General features: G+C 72.0%; 9 protein-coding genes. 6 read left to right on the forward strand and 3 right to left on the reverse strand.

Features of this window, described 5'->3' with window-relative positions; all coding sequences use genetic code 11:
- Positions 1 to 8 precede the first annotated feature (8 nt).
- Positions 9 to 149: an SPW_0924 family protein gene (locus ACZ51S_RS26415; protein WP_388935184.1), complete on the reverse strand. Its 141-nt coding sequence runs from the start codon at positions 147 to 149 to the stop codon at positions 9 to 11.
- A gap of 139 nt (positions 150 to 288) precedes the next feature.
- Positions 289 to 1524, reverse strand: a complete 1236-nt coding sequence (locus ACZ51S_RS26420) for a lytic transglycosylase domain-containing protein (RefSeq protein WP_468962133.1) — start codon at positions 1522 to 1524, stop codon at positions 289 to 291.
- 144 nt (positions 1525 to 1668) lie between these two features.
- On the opposite strand from ACZ51S_RS26420, the gene ACZ51S_RS26425 reads away from it, so the two are divergent.
- The gene (locus tag ACZ51S_RS26425; protein WP_468477697.1) at positions 1669 to 2529 is read left to right on the forward strand and encodes a DUF4184 family protein; all 861 of its coding nucleotides are present in this window, start codon (positions 1669 to 1671) and stop codon (positions 2527 to 2529) included.
- 34 nt (positions 2530 to 2563) lie between these two features.
- Here the strand turns inward: ACZ51S_RS26425 and polA are convergent, their stop codons facing one another.
- On the reverse strand, positions 2564 to 5287 hold the full coding sequence (gene polA / locus ACZ51S_RS26430) for a DNA polymerase I (protein WP_468962135.1): 2724 nt from the start codon (positions 5285 to 5287) through the stop codon (positions 2564 to 2566).
- A 104-nt stretch (positions 5288 to 5391) separates the two neighbouring features.
- On the opposite strand from polA, the gene ACZ51S_RS26435 reads away from it, so the two are divergent.
- From ACZ51S_RS26435 to ACZ51S_RS26455, 5 genes are all read left to right on the forward strand, one after another.
- A complete protein-coding gene (locus ACZ51S_RS26435) occupies positions 5392 to 7662 on the forward strand; it encodes an FdhF/YdeP family oxidoreductase (protein ID WP_468887006.1) in 2271 nt (756 codons plus the stop codon).
- A gap of 52 nt (positions 7663 to 7714) precedes the next feature.
- On the forward strand, positions 7715 to 8176 hold the full coding sequence (locus ACZ51S_RS26440; protein ID WP_388935200.1) for a PaaI family thioesterase: 462 nt from the start codon (positions 7715 to 7717) through the stop codon (positions 8174 to 8176).
- A gap of 199 nt (positions 8177 to 8375) precedes the next feature.
- Positions 8376 to 9029 carry a Tat pathway signal sequence domain protein gene (locus tag ACZ51S_RS26445; RefSeq protein WP_468962137.1) on the forward strand — a complete coding sequence of 218 codons (654 nt, stop codon included), beginning with the start codon at positions 8376 to 8378 and terminating at the stop codon, positions 9027 to 9029.
- 302 nt (positions 9030 to 9331) lie between these two features.
- Complete coding sequence (locus tag ACZ51S_RS26450) at positions 9332 to 10564, forward strand: branched-chain amino acid ABC transporter substrate-binding protein (protein WP_388935205.1); 1233 nt, start codon at positions 9332 to 9334, stop codon at positions 10562 to 10564.
- 107 nt (positions 10565 to 10671) lie between these two features.
- Complete coding sequence (locus tag ACZ51S_RS26455) at positions 10672 to 11601, forward strand: branched-chain amino acid ABC transporter permease (RefSeq protein WP_388935209.1); 930 nt, start codon at positions 10672 to 10674, stop codon at positions 11599 to 11601.
- Position 11602 lies beyond the last annotated feature (1 nt).

Raw genomic sequence — 11602 nt, forward strand, 5'->3', positions numbered from 1 at the left:
GGCCTCCTCTACTTCCCGGGCGCGGCGGGCGCGGTGGTGAGCAGCGGCCGGGGCGAGGTCTCGCCCTCCGGCACCCCGAAGGCGGTGACGGTGAGGACGAGGGCCAGCGCGGCGGCCAGTCCGACGGCGGCGGCGGCGAGTGCGCGCATGGCGGGGCCTCCGGATCTGATGGGGCGTCAGGGAGGCGTACCGTAGCAACGCGGGGGTGAGATGAGAACCGCCGGGAACCGCCGGGGCGCCCGGCGCGGCCACTTCGGCGCCGGGCGCCCCGGTACGGCGGCCCGGGGCCTAACCGGCCGTGCCGGGCGCGGGGGTGACGGCCGGGGTGGGCGCGGGGGCGGGGGCCGATGCCGACGAGGACGGGCGCGGGGTGGGGGTCGGCGTGGGGGCGGGGGTCGGCGTCGGCTTCGTGGACGGGGTCGGCGTGGGCGTCGGGGTGGGCGTCGGCGTCGGGGTCGGGGTCGGGGTGGGCTTCGGCGTCGGGGTGGGGGTTGGCTTCGGCGTCGGCGTGGGGGTGGGCTTCGGCGTCGGCTTCGGCGACGGAGTGGGCGACGGGGCCGGGGTCGGCTTCGGCGACGGGGTCGGAGTCGGCTTCGGGTCCGACGGCCGGCCCGCCGGGGCGCCGGGGACCGTACCGGCGGGTCCCGCGCCGCCGCCCGCGTCCGGGACCTCGTGGACCCCCTGGAGGTAGTACGCGAACCAGGACCGCACCGTCCGCAGGTACTCCGCGGAGTGGTTGTACGACAGTACGGCCCGGTCCAGGTCCGCCCCCGTCCTCAGGTCCCGGCTGCCCGCGCACAGGTACCGTCCGGCCGCCAGCGCGGCGTCGTGGATGTTGTTCGGGTCGCGCCGGCCGTCGCCGTTCGCGTCCTGGCCCCAGGCCGCCCAGGTGGACGGGATGAACTGCATCGGCCCGACGGCCCGGTCGTAGCGGGCGTCGCCGTCGAAGGCCCCGCCGTCGGTGTCGGAGATGTTCGCGAAGCCGTTGCCGTCGAGCACCGGCCCCAGGATGGGCCGCAACGTGGTGCCGGCGGCGTCCACCCGCCCGCCGCGCGCCTGCCCCGATTCGACCTTGCCGATCGCCGCGAGCAGCTGCCAGCGCAGCCCGCACCCGGGATCGTTCCGCGCCACCAGCTGTTCGGCGGCCCGGTACGCGGCGAGCACGCCGGCCGGTATCCCCTGCGCGCCCGGCCCCAAGGGCCGGTCCGCCGCCGGCACCACGGCCGCCGACGGCGAGGGCACGGGCGCGGGCTGCTCCCCGGCGGCGGGCGGCCCCTCCGGCAGGACCACGGCCGGCGGCTCGGGGCTCACCAGCGGCGGGAGTTCGGTGAAGTAGGCGGAGTCACCGCCGGAGCCCGCGGCCGCCGGCTGCCGCGCCGCGGCCTCCTCGCCGGCCGCCGCGATCCGCTGCTGGCCGGCACCCGCCGGGCCCTGCGAGGCCGTCATGGCGGCGGCCACCACCGCCGAGACCAGTGCCGCGGCCGCGCCCCTGCGCAGCCCGCGTCCGCGTATTCGTGCCGCCATGACGGACCCCTCCCCTAGACGTCCGCGTGACCCTACGTCAACTCACTGCACACGGCACGCACCGCGGCTCGGAATTCACCACATCCCCACGTTCCCTCGCAGCACACGCATAATGTCCGGACGCCGAAAGCCCGAGGAGCCCCCGTGCCGTTCACTCTCAGCCATGCGGCCGCCGTACTTCCGGCCATACGCCGGACCGGGCGTGCCCGGGGACCGCTGGTCGCCTCGGCGCTCGTCCTGGGCTCGTTCGCCCCGGACACCTTCTACTTCGCGGACGCCGTCGTGAGCGGCGTCATGGGCTACGGCCGCTTCACGCACACCCTGCTGGGCGTGGCCACCGTGGACGCCGTCCTGACCGCGCTCCTCGCGGCGTGCTGGCTGCTGCTGCGCGAACCCCTCGTCGCGCTCCTGCCGCGGACCTGGCGGGGCAGGACGTACGCCTTCGTACGGGGTGAGAGCTGGCGCGGACGGGGGCTGCCGCGGCTCGCGCTCTGGTTCTACCTCTCGGCGGTGGCCGGCTCGCTCACCCACGTGGTGTGGGACAGCTTCACGCACCTGGACCGCTGGGGGACGAACGTGCTGCCGGGGCTCGGTGACCCCCTCGCCTTCGGCCTGCCCCTCTACTCCTACCTCCAGTACGGCTCCTCCGCGGTGGCCGCCTGCGCGCTGCTCTGGTTCACGGTGAGCGGCCTGCGGCGGCTGCCTGCCACGCCCGCGCCGGCCTCGGTCCCGGTGCTCGGCCGCGCGGAGCGCTGGGGCGCCGCCGCACTGATCACCGGCTGCGCGGCGGCCGGGATCACCCTGCGGGTGATGCGCTTCTTCACCTTCTACGACCGGATCCGCACCCCGCTCGACATCATCCCGACCGTCTGCTTCGGAGCGGGAGCCGGCCTCACCGTCGGGCTGCTGGCGTACGGGACCCTGGTACGGCTGCGCCACCGCCGGGACCGCGACCGGGACCGGCCCCGCCCGGAGCGGGACGCGCGAACGCCCGTCCCCGCCTAGGCAGGGGACGGGCGTTCGGACGCCGCGCGCGGGGTCAGTGCGCGGCGGACTCCCAGTCGCCGCCGACGCCCACGGACACGTCCAGCGGCGCCCGCAGTTCCACGGCGGCGCCCATCTCCCGGCGCACCAGCTCCTCGACCCGCTCCCGCTCGCCGGGGGCGATCTCCAGGACGATTTCGTCATGGACCTGGAGCAGCATCCGCGACTTCAGGCCCGCCTCGGCGAGGGCCTTGTCCACGCGCAGCATGGCGACCTTGACGATGTCGGCGGCGGTGCCCTGGATCGGGGCGTTCAGCGCCATCCGCTCGGCGGCCTCACGGCGCTGGCGGTTGTCGCTGTTCAGGTCCGGCAGGTAGCGGCGGCGGCCGAAGACCGTCGCCGTGTAGCCGGTCGCCCGGGCCTCGTCGACCACCCGCTGGAGGTAGTCGCGGACCCCGCCGAACCGCTCGAAGAAGGTCTCCATCAGCCCGCGCGCCTCGGCCGGCTCGATGTTCAGCTGCTGGGCGAGGCCGAACGCCGACAGCCCGTACGCCAGGCCGTACGACATGGCCTTGATCTTGCGGCGCATCTCGGCGTCGACCTGGGAGCGCTCCACGCCGAACACCTGCGAGGCGACGGTGGTGTGCAGGTCCTCACCGGACAGGAACGCCTCGATCAGGCCCTCGTCCTCGGAGAGGTGCGCCATGACGCGCAGCTCGATCTGGCTGTAGTCGGCCGTCATCAGCGACTCGTAGCCCTCACCGACGACGAAGCCCCGGCGGATCGCGCGGCCCTCGTCCGTGCGCACCGGCACGTTCTGCAGGTTGGGGTCGGTGGAGGACAGGCGCCCGGTCGCGGCGACGGTCTGGCTGAAGCTGGTGTGCACCCGGCCGTCGGCGGCGATCGCCTTGACCAGGCCCTCGACGGTCACCCGCAGCTTGGCCTGCTCCCGGTGCCGCAGCATGATCACCGGCAGCTCGTGGTCGGTCTGCGTGGCCAGCCAGGCCAGCGCGTCGGCGTCCGTGGTGTAGCCGGTCTTCGTCTTCTTCGTCTTCGGCAGGTCCAGCTCGCCGAAGAACACCTCCTGGAGCTGCTTGGGAGAGCCGAGGTTGAACTCGTGGCCGACCGCCGCGTGCGCCTCCTTCACCGCCTGCTGCACGGCGCCCGCGAACTGCTGCTCCATGGCCTCCAAGTGGTCGCGGTCGGCGGCGATGCCCGCCCGCTCCAGCCGGGCCAGCAGCTCTGACGTCGGCAGCTCCATCTCGTGGAGCAGCTCGACCGCGCCGACCTCGGGCAGCTTCGCCGCGAAGGCGTCGCCCAGGTCGAGGACCGCGCGGGCCTGCGCCATCAGCGCGTCCGCCTCGGCGGTCTCGTCGGCACCGAACGCCAGCTGCCCGGCGGCAGCCGGCGGCTGGAGCTCCCGGCCCAGGTACTCCACGGACAGCACGTCCAGCGCGAAGGAACGCCGGCCCGGCTTGACCAGGTAGGCGGCGAGCGCGGTGTCCATGGTGACGCCCGCCAGGGTCCAGCCGTGCTCAGGGAAGACCCGCATCAGGCCCTTCGCGTTGTGCACCACCTTCGGGCGCTCCGCGTCGGCGGCCCAGGCCGCGAAGGCCCGCTCGTCGGCCTCGTCCAGCGAGGACGGCTCGAACCAGGCGGCCGCACCGCCCGCCGAGGCCAGCGCGACCTCGCTGACGCTGCCGGCGCCCAGCATCCAGCTGTCCACGGTGGACACGCCCAGCGGACCGCCCCCGTGCGCCTCCAGCCACGGCGCGAGCTCGCCCGCGCCCAGCACCGACCCGTCCAGCTCCACGCCGGCCGCCGGAGCCGGGGCCTCCTCCGCCCCGGCCGCGCCCGGGTCCACGGCCAGCAGCCGCTCCCGCAGCGAGGCGTTGCGGATCTCCAGCACGTCCAGCACCCCCGTGACCGCGGCCCGGTCGTACGGGGCGCGCACCAGGTCCGCCGGGGTGCTGGGCAGCTCCACGTCCTTGACCATCTCGGTCAGCACCCGGTTGAGCTTCACGGCCTCCAGGTGGTCCCGGAAGTTCTGCCCGGCCTTGCCCTTGACCTCGTCGGCCCGCTCCACCAGCTCGGCGAACGACCCGAACTGCGTGATCCACTTGGCGGCCGTCTTCTCGCCGACGCCCGGGATGCCCGGCAGGTTGTCCGACGGGTCACCGCGCAGCGCCGCGAAGTCAGGGTACTGCTGGGGGGTGAGCCCGTACTTCTCCACGACCTTCTCCGGAGTGAACCGGGTCAGCTCGGAGACGCCCTTCGTCGGGTACAGCACCGTCGTGTGCTCGGAGACCAGCTGGAAGGAGTCCCGGTCGCCCGTGACGATCAGCACGTCGAAGCCGAGGGCCTCGGCCTGCGTCGCCAGCGTCGCGATCACGTCGTCGGCCTCGAAGCCGTCCACCGCGAACCGCGGCACCTTCATCGCGTCGAGCAGCTCGCCGATCAGCTCGACCTGCCCCTTGAACTCGTCGGGGGTCTTCGAGCGGTTCGCCTTGTACTCGGGGAACTCCGTCGTGCGCCACGTCTTGCGGGACACGTCGAACGCCACCGCGAAATGCGTCGGCGCCTCGTCACGCAACGTGTTCGCCAGCATCGACGCGAAGCCGTAGATGGCGTTCGTCGGCTGGCCCGTGGCCGTCGTGAAATTCTCCGCGGGCAGCGCGAAGAACGCCCGGTACGCCAGGGAGTGCCCGTCCATGAGCATCAGGCGGGGGCGGTCCGCTGCGGTCGGCTGGTCGGTCTTCTTCGATGCTGTCTCTGCCACGCCCCCGATCCTAGGCGCCCCCACCGACAAATCCGCCGTCGGCGATGGCGGCCGGGCGTGACAGGATCGGACGTGCACGCGAAGACTGCTCGAAGGGGAGCGACATGGCCACCAAGCCGCCCGCAGGTGATCCGGTACAGGACGCGCCGCACGTCGGTCCCCCGCAGCACGCCGCCGCCGGCCTGCCCGCCATCGCGCACACCCTGAAGGCCGGGTACGAACAGATGGGGCTGCGCCGCACCGCGCGGACCCTCCTCAAGGTCAACCAGAAGAACGGCTTCGACTGCCCCGGCTGCGCCTGGCCCGAGGGCGACGAGCGGCACGCCGCCGAATTCTGCGAGAACGGTGCCAAGGCCGTAGCCGAGGAGGCCACGCTGCGCCGGGTCACCCCGGACTTCTTCGCCGCCCACCCGGTGTCCGAGCTGGCCGCCCGCAGCGGCTACTGGCTCGGCCAGCAGGGCCGCCTCACCCACCCCATGTACCTGCCCGAGGGCGCCGACCGGTACGAGCCCGTCAGCTGGAAGAAGGCCTTCGCGATCATCGCGGAGGAGCTGGGGGCCCTGTCCTCCCCCGACGAGGCCCTCTTCTACACCTCCGGCCGCACCAGCAACGAGGCCGCGTTCCTCTTCCAGCTCTTCGCCCGCGAATTCGGCACCAACAACCTGCCGGACTGCTCCAACATGTGCCACGAGTCCTCCGGCTCCGCGCTGGGCGAGACCATCGGCATCGGCAAGGGCAGCGTCTCCCTCGAGGACCTCCACCGCGCCGACCTGATCATCGTCGCCGGCCAGAACCCGGGCACCAACCACCCCCGCATGCTCTCCGCGCTGGAAAAGGCCAAGGAAGCCGGCGCGAAGATCATCTCGGTGAACCCGCTGCCCGAGGCCGGCATGGAACGCTTCAAGAACCCCCAGAGCCCCCTCGGCATGCTCAAGGGCACCCCCCTCAACGACCTCTTCCTCCAGATCCGCATCGGCGGCGACCAGGCCCTCTTCCGCCTCCTCAACAAGCTCGTCATCGAGACCGACGGGGCCCTCGACGAGGACTTCATCCGCGAGCACACCCACGGCTACGAAGCCCTGGCCACCGCCGCCGCGAACGCCGACTGGGACGAGACCCTCACCGCCACCGGCCTCACCCGCCCCGAGATCGAACGCGCCCTGGCCATGATCCTGGCCTCCGAGCGCACCATCGTCTGCTGGGCCATGGGCCTCACCCAGCACAAGCACTCCGTCGCCACCATCCGGGAGGTCGTCAACCTCCTCCTGCTCCGCGGCGACATCGGCCGCCCCGGCGCCGGCGTCTGCCCCGTCCGCGGCCACTCCAACGTCCAGGGCGACCGCACCATGGGCATCTTCGAACGCCCCGCCCCCGCCTTCCTCGACGCCCTCGACCGCGAATTCGGCATCACCTCGCCCCGCGCGCACGGCTACGACGTGGTCCGTTCCATCGAAGCCCTGCGCGACGGCAAGGCCAAGGTCCTCTTCGCCATGGGCGGCAACTTCGTCGCCGCCACCCCCGACACCGACGTCACCGAAGCCGCGATCCGCCGCGCCTCCCTCACCGTCCACGTCTCCACCAAGCTCAACCGCTCCCACGCGGTCACCGGCCGGCGCGCCCTGATCCTCCCCACCCTCGGCCGCACCGACAAGGACGTCCAGAGGAGCGGCCGCCAGTTCGTCACCGTCGAGGACTCCATGGGCATGGTCCACGCCTCCCGCGGCAACCTCGCCCCCGCCTCCCCCCACCTGCTCTCCGAACCGGCCATCGTCGCCCGCATGGCCCGCGCCGTCCTCGGCACCGCCTCCAGGACCCCCTGGGAGGACTTCGAGAACGACTACGCCGCCATCCGCGACCGCATCGCCCGCGTCGTCCCCGGCTTCGAGGACTTCAACACCCGCGTCGCCCGCCCCGGCGGCTTCCAGCTGCCCCACGCCCCCCGCGACGAACGCCGCTTCCCCACCGCGACCGGCAAGGCCAACTTCACCGCCGCCCCCGTCGAGTACCCCCGCGTGCCGGCCGGCCGGCTGCTCCTGCAGACCCTGCGCAGCCACGACCAGTACAACACCACCATCTACGGCCTCGACGACCGCTACCGCGGCATCACCGGCGGCCGCCGCATCGTCATGGTCAACCCCGAGGACGCCGCCGAGCTCGGCCTCGCCGACGGCTCCTACACCGACCTCGTCGGCGAATGGAAGGACGGCGTCGAGCGCCGCGCCCCCGGCTTCCGCGTCGTCCACTACCCCACCGCACGCGGCTGCGCCGCCGCCTACTACCCCGAGACGAACGTCCTGGTCCCCCTGGACTCCACCGCCGACACCAGCAACACCCCCGCCAGCAAGTCCGTCGTCGTGCGCTTCGAACCGGCCTGATAGAACGGCCCCGACACACTGGTTAACGACCGTTGACGAACGGAGCAGGCCCATGGGCGACGAGCAGCACGCCGTGAAGTTCCCCCAGGAAGTCCTCGACGAGTACGAGGCCCTGGGCATAGACCTGCCCGCCCTGTTCTCGGCGGGCGACCTCGGCCGGCGCATGGAGATCCAGATCCTGGAGGCCTCCGCCGAACGCGTCGTCGCCACCATGCCCGTCAAGGGGAACACCCAGCCCTACGGACTCCTCCACGGCGGCGCCTCCGCCGTCCTGGCCGAAACCCTCGGCTCCGTCGGCGCCATGATGCACGGCGGCATCAACAAGATCGCCGTCGGCGTCGACCTCAACTGCACCCACCACCGCGGCGTGCGCGACGGCCGGGTCACCGGCGTCGCCACCCCGGTCCACCGCGGCCGCTCCACCGCCACCTACGAGATCGTCATCTCCGACGAACAGGACCGCCGCGTCTGCACCGCCCGCCTCACCTGCCTGCTGCGCGACACGGAGTCTTAACAGCCGGGCCCGTACGAGCCGTTGTGCCGTCCGCGGCGCCGGTCTAGCGTTCCCGCATGGGATCCGGACCGGCGCCGCGCGGCGCCACGGCCACATGCCGGGCGACGGCAGCGCGCACCGCCGCCGCGGCCCGTGGCGACGCCCCCGCCACCGTCAGCGCTCCCGTCGCCGCCGCCTGCCGTACCGCCGGGTCCCGGCCGTGAGCGCCGGCATCGGCCCCGTGGAGCCCGGGGAGGGCACGCAGGACGGGCACGTCCCGCGCACGGGGCCGCGTACCCCCCGGGCCGCCGCCTGGATCCGCTCGCGCTACGCCCGCCACCGCAGGGCCGTCCTGGCCGCCGCCGCGGCCGCCGTACTGGCCGCCGCCGCGGCCGCCGTACTGGCCGCGGGCGCCGCGCGGCTGTACGCCGCACGGCCCGACCCGCCCCGCCCGCAGGCCCCGCCCGCCCCCTCCCAGGCCCTGTCCCTGACGTACGGGGAGCCGATGGAGCCGCCGCCGCCCGGCTACGCGTTCGCGTTCACTGTGCGTGTGCGGACCGGGTGGGGACCGGCCATCTCGGTGGAGCGGATCGGCCAGCCCTCGCAGGCGCTGAGCGTGACGATCCGGCCACCGCTTCCGGCCGCGGTCGGCGCGGGAGAAGAACGCGAGCTCCTGCTGCTCATTCGGGCAAAAGACTGCGTGCATGTAGCACGGAATTCCGGGCTGCCCTTTTTGGAGGTGACCCTGAGTAATGGATTCCAGAAAGAGGATCACAGTTACATCCCCGGTGACCGATATGCGCGAGATCTTTCCGTCGCCCTGACCAGGGCATGTCCCGTAGACCGAGACACGGTCCCCACCGGCCCGTCATGAGCAAACACCCCCAGAGTCCTGGCACGACAGGACTCAAACCGCCCCAAGGTCCTGCCGCGTCTCACCATGCGGACAAGACGAACCGGCCTGAATTCCCCCGTTCCACCCCGCGTGAACCGCTATGTATTACGCCGTGGCATAACAAGAGAGTCACATCATTGGCCTCAGCCCTCCATATCCCCCGAAGAGCCGCCTAGAGTCACCGCCAGTTACCGCGACCGCGCCGGATTTCCTCAGTTCGGTTCCCCGCGTTCGACTCGACGCGTCCCACGGGGGGACGCGGCGCCAGGAAAGGACTGATCGTGCGTTCTCGTCAGCTCATCGCCGTGACCGCCGCCCTCGCCGCGGGCGCTCTCACCCTCACCGCCTGCGGATCCCGCGACGACAAGGGCGGAGCCACCGCCGACGGCGGCAACACCACCGTCGTCATCGGCGTCGACGCCCCGCTGACGGGCGACCTCTCCGCCCTCGGCCTCGGCATCAAGAACTCCGCCGACCTCGCCGCCAAGCAGGCCAACGAGAAGAAGTACGTCAAGGGCGTCACCTTCAAGATAGAAGCCCTCGACGACCAGGCCCAGGCCTCCTCCGGCCAGCAGAACGCCACCAAGCTCACCGCCAACAAGGACGTCCTCGGCGTCGTCGGCCCGCTCAACTCCTCGGTCTCCGAGGCCATGCAGAAGGTCTTCGACGACGCGAAGCTGGCCCAGATCTCCCCCGCCAACACCAGCCCGTCCCTGACCCAGGGCCCCAAGTGGGCCGAGGGCCAGAAGACCCGCACCTACAAGAGCTACTTCCGCACCGCCACCACGGACGCCATCCAGGGCCCGTACGCGGCGCAGTACCTCTTCAACAAGGCGGGCAAGAAGAAGGTCTTCATCATCGATGACAAGAAGACCTACGGCGCCGGCCTCGCCGCGACCTTCAAGGGCGAGTTCACCAAGCTCGGCGGCGCCGTCGCCGGCGAGGGCCACATCGACCCCGAGTCCAAGGACTTCTCGGCGATCGTGACCCAGGTCAAGAGCTCCGGCGCCGACGTCGTCTACTACGGCGGCGAGTACCCGGCGGCCGGCCCCCTCAGCAAGCAGATCAAGGCCTCCGGCACCAACATCCCGCTCGTCGGCGGCGACGGCATGAAGGACAAGAAGTACGTCGAGCTCGCCGGCGCCAGCGCCCAGGGCGACCTCTGCACCTCCGTCGGCGCCCCCGTCGAGAGCCTGGCCTCCGCCAAGGAGTTCGTCGACAACTACAAGAAGGCCGGCTACAAGGACGACTACTCCGCCTACGGCGGCTACTCGTACGACTCCGCCTGGGCCGTCATCGAAGCCGTCAAGAAGGTCGTCGACGCCAACAACGGCAAGCTCCCCTCCGACGCCCGCGCCAAGGTCCTCGAGGCCGTCCAGGGCGTCAACTTCGAAGGCGTGACCGGCAAGGTCTCCTTCGACGAGTTCGGCGACGCCACCAACAAGCAGCTCACCGTCTACAAGGTCGACGGCGACGACTTCAAGACCGTCGAGTCCGGCACCCTCGCCGGCTGACCTCCCACCGGCTGACCCCCTAGCCTCACCCCTCACCTGCCGCGCGGGGCGCGCACCATTGCGCCCCGCGCGGTGTCACATCCGTCGAAAGACTCGGAGGACCTGCGGTGCACGAACTGCCGCAACAGCTGGTCAACGGCCTGCTACTGGGATCCATGTACGGGCTCGTCGCCATCGGCTACACGATGGTCTATGGCATCGTCCAGCTCATCAACTTCGCCCACGGCGAGATCTTCATGACCGGCGGGTTCGGAGCCCTCACGGTCTGGCTGATGCTCCCCGGCGGCACCACCATGTGGCTCGCGCTGCCGCTCATGCTCATAGGCGCCATCATCGTCGCCACCCTCATAGCCGTCGGCGCCGAACGCTTCGCCTACCGGCCGCTGCGCAACGCTCCACGCCTCGCCCCGCTCATCACCGCCATCGGCCTCTCCATCGTCCTCCAGCAGGTCGTGTGGGCCTGGTACCCCGACGCGAAGTCCTCCGTCGTCTTCCCCGAAATCCCCGGCGGCCCCTTCCACCTCGGCAGCATCACCATCCAGACCGGTGACGTCTTCCTGCTGCTCGCCGCGCCCATCTCCATGGCCTTCCTCGGCTTCTTCGTCAAGAAGACCCGCACCGGCCGCGGCATGCAGGCCACCGCGCAGGACCCCGACACCGCGAAGCTCATGGGCATCAACACCGACCGCATCATCACGGTCGCCTTCGCCCTCGGCGCCGCCTTCGCCGCCGTCGGAGCCGTCGCGTACGGCCTCAAGTACGGCGAAGTCAACTACCGCATGGGCTTCATCCTCGGCCTCAAGGCCTTCACCGCGGCCGTCCTCGGCGGCATCGGCAACATCTACGGCGCCATGATCGGCGGCATCGTCCTCGGCCTCGCCGAAACCCTGACCACCGCCTACATCGCCGACGTACCGGGCATGCAGCAGCTCGGCGGCCAGTCCTGGGGCAACACCTGGGCGTTCGTACTCCTCATCCTCGTGCTTCTCTTCCGGCCCCAGGGTCTGATGGGCGAGCGCGTGGCGGACAGGGCGTGAG

The sequence above is a fragment of the Streptomyces sp. NPDC034043 genome, assembly GCF_055575675.1.

Coding starts and splice junctions, on each gene's coding strand:
- ACZ51S_RS26415 (WP_388935184.1), bottom strand. CDS start 149: ATGCGCGCACTCGCCGCCGCCGCCGTCGGACTGGCCGCCGCGCTGGCC.
- ACZ51S_RS26420 (WP_468962133.1), bottom strand. CDS start 1,524: ATGGCGGCACGAATACGCGGACGCGGGCTGCGCAGGGGCGCGGCCGCG.
- ACZ51S_RS26435 (WP_468887006.1), top strand. CDS start 5,392: ATGGCCACCAAGCCGCCCGCAGGTGATCCGGTACAGGACGCGCCGCAC.
- ACZ51S_RS26440 (WP_388935200.1), top strand. CDS start 7,715: ATGGGCGACGAGCAGCACGCCGTGAAGTTCCCCCAGGAAGTCCTCGAC.